Here is a 17971-nt window from a genome sequence, read left to right on the forward strand (position 1 = left end):
AACTGGACCTGCGCACCGGGCGGCGGGCCCGGCGCGGCCGGGAGGCGCTCGACGCGCTCGCCGCCGCCGTGCCCGACGCGCCGGCCGTTCACCTGGTCAACAACGGCGCCGCCGCCCTCGTCCTCGCCGCCACCGCGCTCGCCGCGGACCGGGAGATCGTGGTGAGCCGCGGCGAACTCGTCGAGATCGGCGACGGGTTCCGCCTGCCCGACCTGCTGGAGAGCACCGGCGCCCGGCTCCGCGAGGTCGGCACCACCAACCGGACCGCCCTCGCCGACTACGCCGCCGCCGTCGGCCCGCGCACCGGGTTCGTGCTCAAGGTGCACCCGTCGAACTTCCGGGTCACCGGCTTCACCTCGGCCGTGCCCGTCGCTGACCTCGCCACCCTCGGCGTGCCGGTGGTGGCCGACATCGGCTCCGGGCTGCTCGCCCCCGACCCGCTGCTGCCCGACGAGCCGGACGCCGCCACCACGCTGCGCGCCGGCGCGCACCTGGTGACCGCCAGCGGCGACAAGCTGCTCGGCGGGCCGCAGGCCGGCCTGCTGCTCGGCGCGGCCGACCTGGTCGAGCGGCTGCGCCGGCACCCCCTGGCCCGGGCGCTGCGGGTCGACAAGCTGACCCTGGCCGCGCTCGCCGCCACCCTGCACGCGGCGACCACCCCGACCCGGGAGGCCCTGCACGCCGAGCCGGGCGCGCTGCGCGCCCGCACCGAACGGCTCCGCGACCGGCTCGGCGAGGACGGCTGCAAGGCCGAGGTGGTGCCGAGCGCCGCGGTGGTCGGCGGCGGCGGTGCCCCCGGGGTCGAACTCGACTCGTGGGCGCTGAGCCTGCCCGAGCGGTACGCCGAGCCGCTGCGCACCGGCGCGCCGCCGATCCTCGGCCGGGTGCTGCACGGCCGGCTCCTGCTCGACCTGCGGTGCGTGCCCGCCGACGCGGACCCGGACGTGCGGGCCGCCATCCTGCGGGTCGGGGCCTGACCGTGCGGGTGGTGGCCACCGCCGGACACGTCGACCACGGCAAGTCCACCCTGGTCCGGGCGCTGACCGGGATGGAACCGGACCGGTGGGCGGAGGAACGCCGCCGGGGCATGACCATCGACCTGGGCTTCGCCTGGACCACACTGCCCTCCGGCGGCACCATCGCCTTCGTCGACGTGCCCGGGCACGAGCGGTTCGTGCCGAACATGCTCGCCGGCGTCGGGCCGGTCCCGGCCGCGCTCGTCGTGGTCGGCGCCGACGAGGGTTGGATGCCGCAGTCCGCGGAGCACCTGGCCGCCCTGGACGCGCTGGGGGTGTCGTACGGGCTGCTGGCGGTGACCCGCGCCGACCTGGCCGACCCGGGGCCGGCGCTGGCCCGGGCGCGCAGGGAGATCGCCGCGACCTCGCTCGGCGCGGTGGAGGCGGTGCCCGTCAGCGCGGTCACCGGCGCCGGCCTGCCCGAGCTGCGGGCCGCGCTGGGCCGGCTGGTCGCCCGGCTGCCCGACCCGGCCCGCGACGTCCCGGTCCGGCTCTGGGTGGACCGCTCGTTCACCATCCGGGGCAGCGGCACGGTGGTCACCGGCACCCTCGGCGGCGGCCGGCTGCGCGTCGGTGACCAGCTCGAACTCGCCGGCACCGGGGAGCCGGTCCGGGTCCGCGGCCTGCACGCGCTGAACACCGCCCACGACGAGGTCGACGCGGTGGCCCGGGTGGCGGTGAACCTGCGCGGGGTGTCGCGGGACCGGGTGGCCCGCGGCGACGCCCTGCTCAGCCCGGGCCGGTTCCACCGCACCGACCTGCTCGACGTGCGGCTCGCCGGTGACCCGGCCGCCGACCTGCCGGCCACCCTCACCCTGCACGTCGGCTCGGCCGCGGTGCCCGTCCGGGTCCGACCCCTGGGCCCGGACACCGTCCGGCTCCGGCTGGCCCGCCCGCTGCCGCTGCTGATCGGCGACCGGGCGCTGCTGCGCGACCCCGGCCGGCACCACGTGGCCGGCGGGGTGACCGTGCTGGACGTGGACCCGCCGCCGCTGCGCCGCCGGGGCGCGGCCGCCGCCCGGGCCGGCGTGCTGGCCGGGCTGGACGGCCGGCCCGACCTGGCCGGGGAGCTGCGCCGCCGGCGCCTGGCCCGGGCCGGCGAGCTGACCCGGATGGGCGTGCCGGTCACCGCCGCCCCGGTCGCGGGGGACTGGCTGGCCGACCCCGACCACTGGCGGGACCTGGGCCGCCGGCTCGCCGAGGAGGTCGCCCGGCACGCCCGCGAGCACCCCCTGGAGGCCGGTGTGCCGGTCGACGTGCTGCGCCACCGCCTCGACCTGCCCGACCGGGCGCTCGTGGAGGCGCTGCTGCGCCCGCCGCTGCGGCTGCGCGCCGGCCGGGTCACCGCCGCGCCGGCCGACACGCTGCCCGAACCGGTGGCCCGGGCGGTGGCCCGGGTCCGCGCCGAGTACGGCGACCGCCCGTTCCAGGCACCCGAGGCCCACCGTCTCGCCGACCTCGGCCTCGGCCCCCGGGAGATCGGGGCGGCCGTGCGCGCCGGCGCCCTGCTGAAGCTCGCCGACAACGTGGTGCTGCTGCCCGGCGCCCTGGACGACGCGGTGCGGGTCCTCGCCGGGCTGCCGCAGCCGTTCACGCTCAGCGCCGCCCGCCAGGCGCTGGACACCACCCGCCGGGTGGCGGTGCCGTTGCTGGAGCTGCTCGACCGGCGCGGCGCCACCCGGCGGCTGCCGGACGACGCCCGTGAGGTGGTCCTCCCGCCCGGCTGAGCGTTGCGCCGGGATGCGAGGCTGACCGCATGATCGACCCGCCGCGTGCCGCCCTCCTGGACCGGGCGTGGCTGCGCCGCCGCGCCCTGCCTCTCGCCGTGGCGCTGTGCTGGCTGGTCTGGGCCGCCCTGGCCTGGTGGACGGCGCCCCGCGCCGCCGGCGAGGCGGAACTGGAGCGCGACCTCGCCGCCGGCCGGGTCGTCACCATGGCGCGGGCCGACGGGTGGCAGACCGGCGGCACGTGGGGCCGGCGCCCCGAGCCCCGCTACGGCGAGCGCGCCTCGATGCTCGTGTGGACCCGCCCGGACGGCCAGATCCGCTACGCCGACGTGCCCGTCGAGGACCCGGAGACCGGGCCCGACCTGCTGACCGACCCGCGTGCCCGGGACGCGACCACCCACTACGGCGACACCCTGGCCGACGCGCTCGCCAACGCGGCCGGCCTGCTGGCCCTGGCCATCGGCGTCGGCTGGCTGCTCATGCTGGTGGCCGGGCCGCCGCCGGTGGCCGGCACCCGCTGGTTCTGGTTCTGGATCGGCCTGCTCCCGTTCGGTCTGGGCGTGCTGGCCTGGCTGCACCGGGAACGCTGGCGGGGCGACCTGCCGGCGGCCCGGCCGCGCCGCTCGGGTTGGTCCGGCCTGGGCGGCCTGCTGCTCGGCGGGATCCTCGTGTCGGTCGCGGTGACCGTCCTCGCCGCCCTGTTCGGCGGGTACGTGGTCCCCGGCGGCTGAGGCAAGCGGCACCGGGAGCCGCACCCGGTCACCTACGGTGACGCCATGGACCCTTCCGCGGTCTGGCGGGACCGGAACCACCGGTGGCGGATCGAGGCGTACCGGGCGCCGGACCTGCGGTTCGCCATCTTCGCCACGAACGGCACCACCGAGTCGGCGCCGCTGTGGCTGTTCGGGATGGCCGCGCTGGCCCGGTGGCTGATGACCCACGCGATCTCCCTCGACGACCTGGAGGCCGACTGATGGCCGGCCAGCTCGTCCTGGTGGCGGTCCTGGTGCTGATCAACGCGGCGCTGTCGGGCAGCGAAATGGCCATGGTGACCCTGCGTGAGGGGCAGCTGCGCCGGCTGGGCCGGTCGGGGCGGACCGGGGCGCGGCTGACCCGGCTGGCCCGGGAGCCGAACCGCTACCTGGCCACCATCCAGCTCGGCATCACCCTGGCCGGGTTCCTCGCCTCGGCGGCCGCCGCCGTGTCGCTGGCGGAGCCGCTGGTGGGCCCGCTGGGCGTCCTCGGCCGGGCCGCCCGCCCGGTGGCCGTGGTGCTCGTGACCGTGGTGCTGACCTTCGTGACGCTGGTCGTGGGCGAGCTGGCCCCGAAGCGGCTGGCCATGCAGTCGGCGGAACGCTGGGCCCTGCTCAGCGCCGCGCCGCTGGACCTGCTCGCCCGGGTGTCCCGCCCCGCGGTGTGGCTGCTCGGCCGGGCCACCGACCTGCTGGTCCGGCTGGCCGGCGGCGACCCGCGGGCCAACCGGCAGGAGGTGACCGAGGAGGAGCTGCGCGAGATGCTGGTCAGCCAGCGGGGGCTGTCCGCGCAGCAGCGGGAGATCCTGGCCGGGGCGTTCGACATCGCCGGCCGTACCCTGCGGGAGATCCTGGTGGCCCGCCGGGACGTGACGTTCCTGTCGGCGGAGCTGACCGCGGCGGAGGCCATGCGCCGGCTGGCCGCCACGGGCCGCTCGCGGGCGCCGGTGACCGGCCCCGGCGGGCTGGACGACGTGTGCGGCGTGGTGCACATCCGCGACCTGGTCGACGCCGACGGGCAGAGCGTCGGGCAGCGGGTCCGCCCCCCGGTGCTGCTGCCCGGCACGCTGCCGGTCGCCGACGCCATGCGGCAGCTGCGCCAGCGCCACGAGCAGCTCGCCCTGGTGATCGACGAGTACGGCGGCGTGGACGGCCTGGTCACCATGGAGGACCTGCTCGAGGAGGTCGTCGGGGAGCTGTACGACGAGACCGACCGGGACGTGTGCGAGGCGGTCCGGGAGCCGGACGGCGCGCTGCTGCTCCCGGGCGACTTCCCGCTGCACGACCTGCCCGACGCCGGCGTGCAGCTGACCTTCCCGCTGACCCGGGAGTACACCACGGTCGCCGGGCTGGTCCTGGCCGGGCTGGGGCACCTGCCGGCCGGGCCGGGGGAGCGGATCCGGTTGCCCGGGCTCACCGTCGAGGTGCTCGAGGTCGAGGGCCGGGCGATCCGCCGGGTACGGCTGCGCGGTCCGGCCGCCGGCTGCCGGGCGGAGTGACCCCCCGACCGGGGGACAAGCGGGCGGAACCGGCCTTTCGCGGCGCCCGGCGGCCGTACCGTCCGGACTGTGAAGGACCGAGGACTGCGAACGTTCGTCACCGTGCTCGCCGGGCTGGCCGTGATCTATTTCGGCGCCACCGGGCATCGCAGCAGCGGCGGGGAGGGCGAGGGCATCTCCGGCGGCGTGGTGCTGCTGGCCCTGCTCGCCTCGGCGCTGGCCTGGAACCTGACCAAGCCCGGCCCGGCCAAGTGACGCCCCGGCTCAGCGGGCCGCCGCAGCGGTGCGGCTGACCTCGCCGGCCGACTCCTCGCCGAGCGCCACCCGCACCAGCGCCGACGCCAGCCGCCCGAAGTCGGCCTCGCCGACCAGCCCGGCCAGGCCGCCCGGGTTCGCGGGCAGGCCCAGCCGGCGCGCACCGGCCAGGGTCCGGCGGTCGGCGTACGGGCGCACGTCGGGCCAGACCGCCTGCACCTCGCGCAGGAAGATGTCCGCCCCGGTCGGGCCGATGCCGGGGAACTCGGTGAGCAACCGGCGCAGCACGGCCCGGTCGCCGTCGGCCTCCTTGTGCATCCGGCGCAGGTCCCCGTGCCACCGGTCCAGGCAGAGCCGGGCCCCGGTGCCGAGCATGGTGGCGGTCCGCTCGTCGTAGCGCCGGTAGTGGCCCCGGCCGAGCGCGTCGACCCGCTCCTGCCAGCTCGCCGCCTCCATGGCCTGCGGGGTGCGCCAGCCGGCCGTGAAGAGTTCGCGTGCCGCGGCGACCGCCACGCAGGCCCGGATCCGGGTGCTCAGCAGCGTGGTGAGCACCAGCAACTGGTAGAGCGGCCCCGGCCGGTCGGCGATGGTGATCCCGGCCTCCTCCGCGTAGGTGCGGGACTGCCGGTCCACCAGCGCCCGCGCCACGTTCCGATCGTCTGGCATCCGGTTCGGGTACCCGCCCGACGCCGGACCAGACGCCCGGGCCGGGCCGGAATGCGCCCGGCGGCGGCGGGTACCCGAACCACGTGCGCGGCCCACGCCGTGCGCCGCCACCGGAAGGAGAGACCTGTGGTCAAGCCGCAGCAGGAGGAACTGCGCCGCAACGACAAGGGCGCGACCAGCCAGGACAGCCGGGAACTGATTCCCCAGGCCGGGAGCAGGGGGCCCCACGGCAAGGGCGGCACCTCGAACGCGGACACCGGGCGGCCGGTCCCGAAGGGGCAGGTCTCGCCGTACGGGCCGGCCGGCGCGCCGGTGAGCGACGACGAGAGCGACCGGCGGGGCTGAGTCAGCCCCGCCGCGACGGCGGCCGCAGCCTCCGCCAGGTGGCTGCGGCCGCCGCTCCGTACGCCAGGTGCGGCACGACGTCGGAGACCCAGTCCTTGGCGCTCCACGTCCGGGGGTCGCTGATGCGCAGGGCGGCCAGCGAACCGTCGGAGGTCGCCATCACCCCGCCGCCGAGCACGCCCACGGCCAGCGGCAGCGGGACCCGGCGACGGGCGGCCAGGAGCCCGAACAGCGCGCCGGCGGCGATGCCCGTGCCGTAGCCGATGATCGGCCCGAGGCCGGAGCGGCGGTTCGCCGCCTTCGCCTCGGGCCCGAGGTCCACATGCGCCGCGTCGGCGAGCTTCCCGGCGGTCTGCTCGGGGGTGCTGCTCGCCGGCCGGCCCCGCAGCGCTATGTCGAGGTAGCTGACAACGTTCAACGCGGCGCTGCCGACGGCGCCCGCGATGGCGCCGTCGACCGCGGGTGCCGCCCTCACTTCGGGTCGCCCGGTTCGCGCTCACCCTTGGGGCCGAACGTCCGTTCGCCCCGCACCACGCCCCGCTGGCCGCGGTCGTCCTGGAGAATCCGGTTCGCGACCTGGTTCGCCTCCTGGTCGGCGGCCCGCCCGGACTGTTCGATCAGATCCCGCAGCCGCGCCCGCTCCTTGTCGTACGCGTTGCTGCCCGGCCGTGGTCCTGGCATCGCTGCCTCCTCCGGTCGCTGTGGATGTCCGTACCGTCTACCCGTCGGGGGCGGGGCCAACCGTTCACTCGGCGGCGCGGACCACGGCCACCGGGCAGTCGGCGCGGTGCAGCACCCCCTGGCTCACCGAGCCGAGCAGCAGGCCGGTCAGCTCGCCCCGGCCCCGCCGGCCGACGACCAGCAGCTGGGCCTCGCGGGACGCCTCGGTGAGCGCCGCGACCGGCCGGCCGTGCACCGCCTGCCGGGTGACCGGCACCTCCGGCCGGCGCTCGGCCAGCCCGCTGAGCGCGTCGGCCAGCACCCGGTCCTCCTCGCCGCGCAGCTGGCTCTCCTCGTACACCAGGGGTTGCATGTCGCCGGGGCCGGTGGAGGCCGGGTGGGTGTAGGCGAGCACGGCGTGCAGCCGGGCGCCGCGGACCGCGGCCTCGTCGGCGGCGAACTCGACCGCGGCGCGGGACAGCCCCGAGCCGTCCACCCCGACCACCACCGGGCCGGCCGGCCGCGGCGTGCCGCGGGCGACCAGCACCGGGCAGTCGGCGTACGAGGCGACCTGGATCGCCACCGAGCCGACCACCAGGGCGGCGAACCCGCCGAGGCCCCGGTCGCCCAGCACGATCAGCGCGGCGGTCGGGGACTCGCCGAGCAGCACCGCCGCGGCCTCCCCGTCGATGATCTCGCCGGAGACCCGCAGCCCGGGCGCGGCCGCCTCCGCCTCGGCGACCGCCGTGGCGACCAGCTCCTCGGCCTGGTGCCGCAGGCCCCCGCCGGGTGGCCCCTCGGCGGAGGGTGACAGCGGTACGCGCAGCAGCGGCCAGATGAACCCGTGCACCACCCGCAGCGGCCGCTGCCGCCGGGCCGCCTCCTGCGCCGCCAGGCGCACCGCCGCCAGGGCGGGCTCGGAGCCGTCCACCCCGACCACCACGGCCGCGCCGTTCGCCGAGTTCACGCCGTACCTCCTCGCCGTCGGCCGCCGCGGCCAGTATCGCGGCAGGTGGGTGGCCGCCGGGGCGATACCGCGTGAGCCGACCCCTGGGTACGCTGGCGACCATCGCGTGAGAGAGGGAGCCTCGTCGATGGCCGAGCCCGATCAGCCGAGCACCGCCCGCATGATCGACTACTGGCTCGGCGGCGAGCACCACTACCCGGTCGACGTGGCCGCGGCCGGCGCCTTCGAGGGCGCGTACGGGCCCTGCGCGGCGATCTTCCGCGCGCTGCGCGACTTCCTGGGCCGGGCGGTCCGGTCGATCGCCGACGCCGGGGTGGACGGCTTCCTGGTGTTCGGGGCGGGCGTGCCCACCCGGGGCAACGTGCACGAGGTGGCCCCGGACGCCACCGTGCTCTACACCGACGTCGACCCGGTGACGGTCCGGCTGGGCCAGCGCCTGCTCGCCGACAGCGACCGGGCCGGCTACGGCTACGGCGACGCCACCGACATCGGCACCGTCGACCGGGCCCAGCTGCACCGGTTCGTGCCGGGGTGGGGGAGGAGGCCGGTCGGGGTGGTCTTCCTCGGGCTGGCCGCGTTCCTGGACGACGACACCCTGGCCCGCACCCTCGACGAGCTGTACGAGGCGGTCGCGCCGGGCAGCTTCCTGGCGATCGACTTCGACAGCGAGGAGCTGGCCGCGTACCCGGAGGCGCTGGCCATGATGGGGCCGGCGTTCCGGATGCGGGCGCCCGCGCGGTTCGCGCCGCTGCTGGGCCGCTGGCAGCCGACGGCGGACGGCATCGTTCCGGTGGCGCGGTGGCGGCCGGCCGGCACGCCGGAGCCGGTGCCGGACGCGTTCTACGGCGGGCTGGCCACCAAGCCGGCCGACTGACCACCCCGGGTCGTCCACCGGGGACCGGCGCCGCCGCGGCGTGGGCGGGAGCCGGGGCGCGCCGATGCCCGCGGCCCTCCGTATGATGTTTGCTCTACAGCAATAGTCGTCATCGGAGGATGTCAGCATGCCGGACGTGTCCGGAGTGGTGTCGCGCGCCCTGCGCGCCGCGCCCCCCGACCAGTTGGTGGAGGCCGCCGACGCGGTGGTCCGCCGGGTGCTCGGGGCGTCGCGGACCGAGGTGTTCGTCGCCGACTACCGGTTCGCGGGGCTCTGGCCGGTGCTGGACGCGGACCTTCCCGAGGGCGGATTCCTCGCCTGCCAGGGCGTCGCGCAGCGCTGCTTCCGCAGCCAGCAGCCGGTGCTGGACGCCGCCGAGGACGGGCGCTGCCGGGCCTACCTGCCGCTGTCGGCGTGGGGGGAGCGGCTCGGCGTGCTGATGGTCGAGCTGCCGGACGGGCCGGACCCGGCGACCGTGGCGACGGCCCGGGACGTCGCGGGCGACCTGGCGGTGGCGCTGCGGGCGGCCGACCGGGAGACCGACCGCTACCGGCGGGCGCGCCGCCGGGAACGGCTCAGCATGGCCGCGGAGATGCAGTGGGACCTGCTGCCCGGGCGCAGCGTCGCGCACGGCGACTTCGTGCTGGCGGGGCAGCTCGAGCCGGCGTACACGGTGGGCGGTGACCACTTCGACTGGTCGGTCGACGGCGACCGGCTCACCCTCACGGTGCTCAACGGCACCGGCAACGGCCTGGCCGCCTCGCTGCTGACCGCCGTGACCGTCAACGCCATGCGCAACGCGCGGCGCTCCGGCGGCAGCCTGGTGGAGCAGGCCGAGCTGGCCTCGGACACCATCTTCTACCAGCACCGGGGGAGCCGGCACGTGGCCACGCTGTTGCTGGAGCTGGACACCCGGCGGGGCGTGGTACGCGCCGTGGACGCGGGCTCGCCGCACGTGCTGCGGCTGCGCGGCGGCACGGTCACCGCGATCGCGCTGGAGCAGCAACTGCCGCTGGGCATGTTCGCCGAGACCCGCTACGACGTGCAGGAGTTCACCGTGCAGCCGGGCGACCGGCTCTTCGTCGTCAGCGACGGCGTGTACGCGGCCGAGCCGGCCGGGCAGGAGCCGTACGGTGACCGGGCCATGGCGCGCGCGATGCGGTCCACTCGGCTGCAACCGGCGACCGAGGCAGTTGGTACGGTGATGCGCGAACTGCACGCGTACCACGCCGACGCGGATCTCCGCGACGACGCGGTCGTCGTCTGCCTGGACTGGCGCGGTTCCAGCCCTCCGGACGACGTCGGCGGGCGGTGACGGACCGGCGGAACGAACACGAGCGGGACGATCGCAGGGGACAGCGGGTGGAGCGACCTCCGAATCTTGCCGCGGCCATCGATGCGGCGGCCGAGGCGCTCATCGGTGTGCTCGACTCCGCCACCTCCCGGCACAACGTCAGCGTCTCGCCGACCCAGCTGCGGGTGCTGTCGCTGATCATGGCCCACCCGCACACCAACGTGAACCGGCTGGCCGAGCTGCTCGACGTGGTCCCCTCGTCGGCGAGCCGGCTCTGTGACCGGCTGGAGGCGGTCGGGCTGCTGCGCCGGGCGGCCGACCCCCGCGACCGGCGCGAGGTGCGGCTGATCCCCACGGCCGCGGCGGAGACCCTGCTGCGTGAGCTGACCGAGCGGCGGCACCAGGCGGTCCAGGCGGTGCTGGACCGGATGCCCAACCGCGTGCAGCACGAACTGCTGCTGGCGCTGCTGGCGTTCGGCCAGGCCGCGTCGGCGAACGTCTCGCAGGCCACGGCCGACTCCACCGCCCGTACCGCCTGATCTGCCCGCCCGACCGGCGCCTCGCCACGTCGCCGCCACTCAACTAGTGTCCTAGGATGCCTTACGGGTGGTGCCGCCCGGCACAGGGGCCAAAGCTGAGCACCCACGCAGCGCTGGGTCCGGGAGGGGCCGGGGGAGCCCGATATAGTGGCAGCGCAACTCACCGGCCCGTGATCGACACGATCGCGGGCCGCAACGGGGAGGTCCCAGCCCGGGATCGCAGAGGGCGCCGGCGTCTGACCGGCCGGCAACGCGCACGTGCCCGTGGCGGTCGATCAGTCGGCCGCCGGACCGTGCTGCGGAGGGAGGGTTCGGTGTCGCGTCGGCCCGCTCCATCGGAGCACCCGGCTCCCGGCGGTGCGGCGGTCGTGGGGGATCGCGTCCTCACCCTGCCGAACATGATCAGCTTCGTCCGGCTCGTCGGTGTGCCGCTCTTCCTCTACCTGTTCCTCGTGGTCAAGGCCGACGTGGCCGCCATCGTGGTGCTGGCCGTCGGCGGCACCAGCGACTGGGTGGACGGCTGGATCGCCCGCCGCCTCCAGCAGGTCAGCCGGCTGGGCGAGCTGCTCGACCCGCTGGCCGACCGGCTCTACATCCTGGCCACCCTGCTGGCGTTCACCGCCCGTGAGGTGGTGCCGTGGCAGTTCACCGGGGCGCTGCTGGCCCGCGAGCTGCTGCTGCTCGGGTCGCTCGCGGTGCTGCGCCGCTACGGCTACGGTCCGCCGCCGGTGCACTACGTCGGCAAGACCGCCACGTTCCTGCTGCTGGCCGCGTTCCCGATCCTGCTGCTGGCGGCCGCCGCCCCGCGCGTGGCCACCGCGGCCGGCGCGATCGGCTGGGGCCTGGCCTGGTGGGGTCTGGTGCTCTACTGGGTGGCCGGGGCCATGTACGTGGTGCAGGCCGGCCGCCTGGTCCGGGCGATGCGGGCGCGGCGCGCGGGAGCGGGAGCGGCGGCGTGACCGCGACGCCCCCTCGGGACAGGGACAAGGGCCGCGACCCGTCGGCGCGGGTGTACGCGCCGGACTTCCTGACCGAGCTGTTCCGCAACCCCCTGGATCCGGGGTACGCCGACGCGGCGGCCCGCCGGGCGGTGGCGCCGCCGTCGCGGGCGCGGCGGGTGCTGGCCCGGCCGGTGGGCCTGGTGGTGCTGCTGGTGATCGGGTTCCTGTTCGCGGTGGCGTACCGGGAGACGGTGGCGGAGGAGCCGGGCCGGGCGAAGGCGCGGGCCGGGCTGGTCGCCGAGATCAAGCAGCGCGAGGCGGAGACCGACCGGTTGACCGCGCGGGCGGATCAGCTGCGCGAGGAGGTCAGCCGGCAGCGGGACGCGGCGTTGAGCGGGTCGCAGGCGTCGCGGCTGCGCAACCTGGAGGCGGGCACGGGCCTGGGCCGGGTGCGCGGTGACGGTGTGGTGGTGCGCCTGGCGGACGCGCCGCGGGATCAGGACGCGGTGACCGGTGCGGACGCGGGGCCGTCGCGGGTGTTGTACTCCGACCTGCAGAAGGTGGCGAACGCGCTGTGGGCGGCGGGCGCGGAGGCGGTGGCCGTCAACGGGCAGCGGTTGACGGCGACATCGACGATCCGCCAGGCGGGCGAGGCGATCCTGGTGGACTACCGGCCGGTGACGGGTCCGTACGAGGTGGCGGCGATCGGGCCGGGGTCGATGCGGAAGCGGTTCGACGCCAGTGAGGCGGCGGAGCTGATGCGTTACGTGGCCCGGACGAACGGGTTGGCGTTCGGGGTGAAGGAGGCGGACAACCTCACCCTGCCGGCGGCTCCGGAGCCACGGCTACGCTACGCCGAGCCTTCGGTGAGTCCGAGCCCCTCGGGTTCGGGTGTCGCCGGTTCGACAAGTCCCGGGCCGTCCGGTCCGGGGTCCTCTTCCAGCCCCTCCGGAGGTGGCCGATGATCGCGGTGCTGGCGTTGCTCGCCGGTGTGGTGCTCGGGGTGTATCTGGATCCCACGGTGCCCGCGGCGTTGCAGCCGTACCTGCCGATCGCCGTGGTGGCGGCGCTCGACGCCGTGTTCGGCGGGGTGCGGGCGAAGCTGGACCGGATCTTCGACGACAAGCAGTTCGTGGTGTCGTTCATCTCGAACGTGCTGGTGGCGGGTCTGATCGTGTATCTGGGTGACCAGTTGGGTGTGGGCGGTCAGTTGTCCACCGGTGTGGTGGTCGTGCTGGGGGTGCGCATCTTCGGAAACGTGGCGGCGATCCGCCGGCACCTGTTCCGGGCGTAGGTTTGTGGCGATGAGCGAGGAGCACAGGGAGACGGGCACGGGGTGGCCGCAGCCGGCGGAACCGGGGCGGCCGTCGGGTCCGGCCGGTGAGCCGGATCCGCGCCCGGACGCGCCCGATCCGGATGAGTTGAGCCCGTTGGCGCCGGTCGAGCCGGCGGCGCCCGAGCAGGAGGACGTGCCGGAGCCGGCGGAGGAGCCGGGGGCGTCCGCGGCCGGGGCGAAGCCGGCGCCGGTGTCGCGGCGGTTGACGTCGGCGGGCGCGATGATCGCGGTGTTGCTGGCGTTGCTGGGGTTCACGCTGGTGGTGCAGTTGAAGACGACGTCGACGGATCCGACTCTCGGCGCGACGCGGGAGGAGGACCTGGTCCGGATCTCGTCGGATCTGGATTCGCGGGAGCGGCGGCTGCGGCAGGACATCGAGGCGCTGGAGGAGAGCCAGCGGCAGCTGCGTTCGGGTGAGCAGGGCCGGCAGGCGGCGCTGGAGGAGGCGACGCGGCGGGCGGACGAGCTGGGCATCCTGGCGGGCACGTTGCCGGCGGTGGGGCCGGGTCTGTCGGTGCGGTTCGAGGGTCCGGCCAAGGCTGTCGAGGCGGAGCGGATCCTGGACGCGGTGCAGGAGTTGCGGGGCGCGGGCGCGGAGGCGATGCAGATCGCGGGCGCGGACGGGACGGCGGTGCGGATCATCGCGTCGACGTATTTCGTGGACGCGCCGGGTGGTGGCCTGGTGGTGGACGGGCGGCGGTTGACCGGCCCGTACGTGATCTCGGTGATCGGTGATCCGGCGACGCTGCGTACGGCCTTGAACATTCCCGGCGGGGTGGTCGCATCGGTGGAGGAGGCCGGCGGTAACGTGACGCCGGTGGACAGTGAGGCTGTGGAGGTTTCGCAGCTGCACGCGCCGATCAAGCTGGAACACGCCCGGCCGGTCTCCTGACCGGTCGCGGCCGGCGCCGGTTTCCCCCCGGTGCACTGATGACGAAGGACGCAGCTGGTGATTCCTGAGGATCTGCGGTACACCGCCGAGCACGAGTGGGTGGCCGGTGGGGACGGCGGTGCCGTCCGGGTCGGTATCACGCACTTCGCGCAGGATGCCCTGGGTGACATCGTGTTCGTCCAGTTGCCGGACGAGGGCGCGGTGGTGGCGGCGGGTGAGTCGCTGGGTGAGATCGAGTCGACGAAGAGCGTGTCGGAGATCTACGCGCCGTTGAGCGGCACGGTGGCGGCGCGCAACGAGGCGTTGGCCGACACCCCTGAGGTGATCAACACGGATCCGTACGGTGCGGGTTGGTTGGTGGAGATCACTCCGGATGATCCGGCGGCGGTCGAGGGTTTGTTGACCGCTGGTGCGTACCGCGAGCTCACCGAGAGCTGAGTTCGTCCGTTCCGGGCGGCGGGGTCGTCTCCGCGCGTCCGGTTGCCCTGTTTTTCGGCGCTGGCTAGGCTCGCCCAGTTGACCGAGACCCAATAGTTTGAGCGTTGCGGAATGCGCCTTCCCGGCACGGGGAGCCAGCCGCCGGGTGTGTGTCTGCCCGGCGGCCATTCCCGCCATTGCCCGACGCCGACCGAAACAGATCCGTGAGGTGGTCCCCATGACGCGCCCAGACGACGAGTTCCCCCCACTCGACGTCACTTCGACGCTCAATCTCGGTTCGCTCGACGAAGTGCTGGAGGGCCCGGACACCGATGTGGTGCCGAGCCGGATGTCCGGCTCGTTGCCGCCGGGGATGGCGCTGCTGGTGGTTCGCCGGGGTCCGAACGCGGGCGCCCGGTTCCTGTTGGACCACGATGTGACGACGAGCGGCCGGCACCCGGACAGTGACATTTTCCTCGACGACGTGACGGTGTCGCGGCGGCACGCCGAGTTCCATCGGGATGGCGGCACGTTCACGGTGCGGGACGTGGGCAGCCTGAACGGCACGTACGTGAACCGGGAGCGGGTCGAGGCGGCGACGCTGAGCAACGGCGACGAGGTGCAGATCGGTAAGTTCCGGGTGGTGTTCATCGCTGGTCCGCGTCCGGAGGAGGAGGCCGGCCGGGGGTGAACGGGCCTGCGGCTTCGACGCCGCCCGGGGAGGCGCGTGGGCCTGCGCTGATGAGCATCGGCGAGGTGTTGGCGCAGTTGCGGGTGGAGTTTCCGGACGTCACGATCTCGAAGTTGCGGTTCCTGGAGGCCGAGGGCCTGGTGGAGCCGGAGCGGACGCCGGCGGGGTACCGGAAGTACAGCTGGGACGATGTGGCGCGGTTGCGGTTCGTGTTGACCGCGCAGCGGGACCAGTACCTGCCGTTGCGGGTGATCCGGGACCAGTTGGCGGAGTGGGACTCCTCGGGTGCGGCGCCGGGGCGGCAGCGGCCGAATCTGGTGGCGGTCGGTCCGGGTGGTGAGGTGCCGGGCCGGGAGGTGGCGGAGTCCGCCGAGCCGTCGGAGGTGCGGCTGGGCCGTGCGGAGCTGATCTCCCGCAGTGGGGTCGACGAGTCGACGTTGGCGGAGTTGGAGCGGCTCGGTGTGCTGGTGCCGGATCCGCCGGGCTGGTACGACGCGGATGCGTTGATCATCGCGCGGGCGGTGGCGGGGCTGGCGGCGTACGGGTTGGAGCCGCGGCACCTGCGGGCGTACCGGACGGCGGCGGACCGGGAGGTTGGTCTGTTCGCGCAGTTGGTGGCGCCGTTGGCGCGGCAGTCGGATCCGGCGGCGCGGGCCCGGGCGGCGGAGACGGCGCGGGAGTTGGTGGCGTTGTCGCAGCAGTTGCACGCGGCGTTGGTGCGGGTGGGGCTGCGGTCGACGTTGGGTCGGTGAGGTTGGTGGGGGCCGGGTGTCGTGGGGGCGCCCGGCCTTCGCCGTGGGTGGGGGTCGTGGGTGGCGCGCGAAAGATCTGGGCCGGGAAGCGTGTCGTAGGCTTGCCGGGGTAACCCTTTCCGGCGAGGCGTGGTGCACGTAGCGCATGGGACTCCCGTGTCGCGGTCCGTGTACCGTGCAGGGAAGGGCGCGGTGCGGGCGTAGGTGACAACGACACGGAGGCGGCGGTGCGCGAGCTGAGCGTGGTCGGAGTTCGGGTGGAGCTGCCCAGCAACCAGCCGATCGTCCTGCTGCGGGAGGTCGAGGGGGACCGCTATCTGCCGATCTGGATCGGTGCGGTCGAGGCGACGGCGATCGCCTACGAGCAGCAGGGGGTCAAGCCGGCGCGTCCGTTGACGCACGATCTGCTGCGGGACGTGCTGGCGGCGTTGCAGGCGCCGTTGCGGGCGGTGGAGATCACCGAGTTGAAGGAGAACGTCTTCTACGCCGATCTGTTGATCGGTGACGGCGTTCGGGTGTCGGCGCGGCCGAGCGATTCGATCGCGTTGGCGTTGCGGGTCGGGGCTCCGATTCGTTGTGCCGAGCAGGTCCTCTCCGAGGCGGGGATCGTGATCCCGGACGAGCAGGAGGACGAGGTGGAGAAGTTCCGGGAGTTCCTGGAGCAGGTGCGTCCGGAGGACTTCGCGGGTTGAGGTGGCCGGCCGGTGGGTCGGTCGGCGGGGCGGCGGCGGTGGTCACGGTGGGTGACGACTGGCCGCCGTCGGTGATCTTCCGGGTGGCGGTGCGGCGTGTCGCGATGTGTCCTGCGGGTCGACTCCCGGTGTCGGCGCTAGGGTTGCGGTGTCGAGGGGTGCGCGCACGGGGAGACGGCGTGTCACCGCACGGGCGGGGAGGTTGTCCGGATGCACGAGCCGCGTGATCCTGGTCCGAGTACGGAGCAGCAGCCTGACCCGGTCGTTGACGGCGAGGTGGGCTACCGGGGTGTGACCGCGTGTCCCGCGGTGGGCATCAGCTACCGGCAGTTGGACTACTGGGCCCGGACGGGTCTGGTGGTGCCGAGCGTGCGGGACGCGTCCGGGTCGGGGACGTCGAGGTTGTACTCCTTCCGCGACCTGGTGGTGTTGAAGGTTGTGAAGCGGTTGTTGGACGCCGGGGTGTCGTTGCAGAACATCCGGAAGGCCATCGACGCGTTGCGGTCGCGCGGGGTGGAGGACCTGGCGGGCATCACGTTGATCTCGGACGGGACGACGGTGTACGAGTGCCGGTCCCCGGAGGAGGTCGTCGACCTGTTGCAGGGCGGCCAGGGGGTGTTCGGCATCGCGATCGGCGGCGCGTTCAAGGAGATCCAGGGTTCGCTGTCGCATCTGCCGGCGGAGCCGGTGGGTGGGCAGCCGGAGCCGGCCGCCCCGCCGGTGGAGTCGGAGTCCGAGTCGGTGGGGGACGAGTTGGCGGCGCGGCGGGCGCGCCGTCGGGCGGGCTGACCGCCCGGTCACTGCTTCGGGCCGCGCCACGCCCAGAACGGGCATGGCGCGGTCCCCTTTTTTTTTTGTTCACTGCGCGTGTCGGCGGGCCGGTGGGGCGGTGGGCGGCCCGGGGTGGAAGTTGCCGTCGGTCGGGTGGGGCGGTGGTGACTTGCGGAAACGTCGGTCCGGTGGATGGTGGGCCGGCCGTGTCCGAAAGGGACCGTCGGCGGCGCGGCCGGGTGTGGCTGTCCACCGTGCGTGGCGGTGTGGTCGCGGGACGCGAGCGGCGCGGGCGGGGTTGCTGACTGTCCGTGATCGACAGTTGTCGGGAATCGGATAGGGCAGGGATGACCCGTTCCGGCGGGCACGCTATGGTCCGACACGGTCGTCTGCGCGTGGCCGATCGGTGGAGCGGGTGCGACGCGCGCGGGCTTCCGGATGCCCCTCCGCGGCGCTGCCCGCGTGACCCCCCTGTTCGGAAGGAACCAATCACCATGACGGTGACCGAAGAGACCACCCCGATCTCCCACTACGAGCGCATCGGCGGCGCGGCCGCGGTGAAGGCCGCGGTGGAGCTGTTCTACGACAAGGTGCTGGCCGACCCGGACCTGGCCGGCTACTTCACCGACGTGAACATGCCGGAGCAGCGGCGGCACCTGGCGCTGATGCTGGCGGTGGTGCTGGGCGGCCCGAACGAGTACGCCGGTCGGGGGCTGGCCGAGGCGCACCAGCCGCTGAACATCCCGGTGGCGCACTACGTGAAGGTCGGTGAGCACCTGACGGCGACGCTGGTGGAGCTGGGCGTGCCGGTCGATGTGATCGCCGACGTGCACGTGGTGCTGGGCCAGGTGCAGGACCAGGTCGTGTCCGCGGGGAACGCCTGAG

General features: G+C 74.9%; 24 protein-coding genes. 20 read left to right on the forward strand and 4 right to left on the reverse strand.

All coding sequences use genetic code 11. The features are described 5' to 3' along the window. The 6 genes from selA to FXF50_RS03240 all read left to right on the forward strand — a co-directional run. Window positions 1-977 (forward strand): L-seryl-tRNA(Sec) selenium transferase (gene selA, locus FXF50_RS03215; RefSeq protein ID WP_148425716.1); only part of this gene is annotated, 977 nt, incomplete at its 5' end. 2 nt (window positions 978-979) lie between these two features. Then, a complete protein-coding gene (gene selB / locus FXF50_RS03220) occupies window positions 980-2743 on the forward strand; it encodes a selenocysteine-specific translation elongation factor (protein WP_148425717.1) in 1764 nt (587 codons plus the stop codon). A 29-nt stretch (window positions 2744-2772) separates the two neighbouring features. Continuing rightward, complete coding sequence (locus tag FXF50_RS03225; protein ID WP_148425718.1) at window positions 2773-3474, forward strand: hypothetical protein; 702 nt, start codon at window positions 2773-2775, stop codon at window positions 3472-3474. A gap of 45 nt (window positions 3475-3519) precedes the next feature. After that, a complete protein-coding gene (locus FXF50_RS03230; protein WP_148425719.1) occupies window positions 3520-3717 on the forward strand; it encodes a hypothetical protein in 198 nt (65 codons plus the stop codon). Beyond that, complete coding sequence (locus FXF50_RS03235) at window positions 3717-4994, forward strand: hemolysin family protein (RefSeq protein ID WP_148425720.1); 1278 nt, start codon at window positions 3717-3719, stop codon at window positions 4992-4994. Before FXF50_RS03230 ends, FXF50_RS03235 begins: the two co-directional genes overlap by 1 nt. A 69-nt stretch (window positions 4995-5063) precedes the next feature. Further along, window positions 5064-5249 (forward strand): hypothetical protein, encoded by a 186-nt coding sequence (locus FXF50_RS03240; RefSeq protein WP_091306855.1) that lies wholly within the window; start codon window positions 5064-5066, stop codon window positions 5247-5249. A gap of 9 nt (window positions 5250-5258) precedes the next feature. Here FXF50_RS03240 and FXF50_RS03245 read toward each other — a convergent pair whose 3' ends face one another. Continuing rightward, window positions 5259-5915, reverse strand: coding sequence for a hypothetical protein (locus FXF50_RS03245; RefSeq protein ID WP_148425721.1), 657 nt, complete (start codon window positions 5913-5915; stop codon window positions 5259-5261). Between the two features lie 126 nt (window positions 5916-6041). Here FXF50_RS03245 and FXF50_RS03250 point away from each other — a divergent pair, with 126 nt between their 5' ends. Beyond that, window positions 6042-6260, forward strand: coding sequence for a hypothetical protein (locus FXF50_RS03250; RefSeq protein ID WP_148425722.1), 219 nt, complete (start codon window positions 6042-6044; stop codon window positions 6258-6260). A gap of 1 nt (window position 6261) precedes the next feature. Here the strand turns inward: FXF50_RS03250 and FXF50_RS03255 are convergent, their stop codons facing one another. From FXF50_RS03255 to FXF50_RS03265, 3 genes are all read right to left on the reverse strand, one after another. Further along, entirely contained in the window at window positions 6262-6735 is a 474-nt protein-coding gene (locus FXF50_RS03255) for a hypothetical protein (protein ID WP_148425723.1), read from the reverse strand. Next, on the reverse strand, window positions 6732-6941 hold the full coding sequence (locus FXF50_RS03260; protein WP_091306867.1) for a phosphatidylethanolamine-binding protein: 210 nt from the start codon (window positions 6939-6941) through the stop codon (window positions 6732-6734). Before FXF50_RS03260 ends, FXF50_RS03255 begins: the two co-directional genes overlap by 4 nt. Window positions 6942-7005: 64 nt before the next feature. Then, window positions 7006-7887, reverse strand: a complete 882-nt coding sequence (locus FXF50_RS03265) for a universal stress protein (RefSeq protein WP_148425724.1) — start codon at window positions 7885-7887, stop codon at window positions 7006-7008. Between the two features lie 127 nt (window positions 7888-8014). Here FXF50_RS03265 and FXF50_RS03270 point away from each other — a divergent pair, with 127 nt between their 5' ends. The 13 genes from FXF50_RS03270 to FXF50_RS03330 all read left to right on the forward strand — a co-directional run bounded on the left by FXF50_RS03270 (window position 8015) and on the right by FXF50_RS03330 (window position 17970). Next, on the forward strand, window positions 8015-8761 hold the full coding sequence (locus tag FXF50_RS03270; RefSeq protein ID WP_148425725.1) for an SAM-dependent methyltransferase: 747 nt from the start codon (window positions 8015-8017) through the stop codon (window positions 8759-8761). 127 nt (window positions 8762-8888) lie between these two features. After that, a complete protein-coding gene (locus tag FXF50_RS03275; RefSeq protein WP_148425726.1) occupies window positions 8889-10076 on the forward strand; it encodes a PP2C family protein-serine/threonine phosphatase in 1188 nt (395 codons plus the stop codon). A gap of 47 nt (window positions 10077-10123) precedes the next feature. Further along, window positions 10124-10594, forward strand: coding sequence for a MarR family winged helix-turn-helix transcriptional regulator (locus FXF50_RS03280; protein ID WP_148425727.1), 471 nt, complete (start codon window positions 10124-10126; stop codon window positions 10592-10594). A 314-nt stretch (window positions 10595-10908) separates the two neighbouring features. Beyond that, window positions 10909-11553 (forward strand): CDP-alcohol phosphatidyltransferase family protein, encoded by a 645-nt coding sequence (locus FXF50_RS03285; protein WP_148425728.1) that lies wholly within the window; start codon window positions 10909-10911, stop codon window positions 11551-11553. Beyond that, entirely contained in the window at window positions 11550-12500 is a 951-nt protein-coding gene (locus FXF50_RS03290; RefSeq protein ID WP_148425729.1) for a DUF881 domain-containing protein, read from the forward strand. The genes FXF50_RS03285 and FXF50_RS03290 overlap by 4 nt, the downstream gene beginning before the upstream one ends. Then, on the forward strand, window positions 12497-12829 hold the full coding sequence (locus FXF50_RS03295) for a small basic family protein (RefSeq protein WP_007071104.1): 333 nt from the start codon (window positions 12497-12499) through the stop codon (window positions 12827-12829). The genes FXF50_RS03290 and FXF50_RS03295 overlap by 4 nt, the downstream gene beginning before the upstream one ends. A 10-nt stretch (window positions 12830-12839) precedes the next feature. Then, entirely contained in the window at window positions 12840-13763 is a 924-nt protein-coding gene (locus FXF50_RS03300) for a DUF881 domain-containing protein (RefSeq protein ID WP_148425730.1), read from the forward strand. A 57-nt stretch (window positions 13764-13820) separates the two neighbouring features. Further along, window positions 13821-14201 carry a glycine cleavage system protein GcvH gene (gene gcvH, locus FXF50_RS03305; protein WP_148425731.1) on the forward strand — a complete coding sequence of 127 codons (381 nt, stop codon included), beginning with the start codon at window positions 13821-13823 and terminating at the stop codon, window positions 14199-14201. A gap of 217 nt (window positions 14202-14418) precedes the next feature. After that, window positions 14419-14871: an FHA domain-containing protein gene (locus FXF50_RS03310; protein ID WP_007071101.1), complete on the forward strand. Its 453-nt coding sequence runs from the start codon at window positions 14419-14421 to the stop codon at window positions 14869-14871. A gap of 50 nt (window positions 14872-14921) precedes the next feature. Next, window positions 14922-15623 carry a MerR family transcriptional regulator gene (locus FXF50_RS03315; RefSeq protein ID WP_187399492.1) on the forward strand — a complete coding sequence of 234 codons (702 nt, stop codon included), beginning with the start codon at window positions 14922-14924 and terminating at the stop codon, window positions 15621-15623. A 227-nt stretch (window positions 15624-15850) separates the two neighbouring features. After that, a complete protein-coding gene (locus FXF50_RS03320; protein ID WP_073833177.1) occupies window positions 15851-16315 on the forward strand; it encodes a bifunctional nuclease family protein in 465 nt (154 codons plus the stop codon). A 210-nt stretch (window positions 16316-16525) separates the two neighbouring features. Further along, the gene (locus FXF50_RS03325) at window positions 16526-17104 is read left to right on the forward strand and encodes a MerR family transcriptional regulator (protein ID WP_148425732.1); all 579 of its coding nucleotides are present in this window, start codon (window positions 16526-16528) and stop codon (window positions 17102-17104) included. A gap of 476 nt (window positions 17105-17580) precedes the next feature. Continuing rightward, window positions 17581-17970: a group 1 truncated hemoglobin gene (locus FXF50_RS03330; RefSeq protein WP_148425733.1), complete on the forward strand. Its 390-nt coding sequence runs from the start codon at window positions 17581-17583 to the stop codon at window positions 17968-17970. The last annotated feature ends 1 nt before the right edge of the window (window position 17971 follow it).

The sequence above is a fragment of the Micromonospora sp. AP08 genome, from assembly GCF_008085935.1.
Taxonomy (GTDB): Bacteria; Actinomycetota; Actinomycetes; order Mycobacteriales; family Micromonosporaceae; genus Micromonospora; species Micromonospora chersina.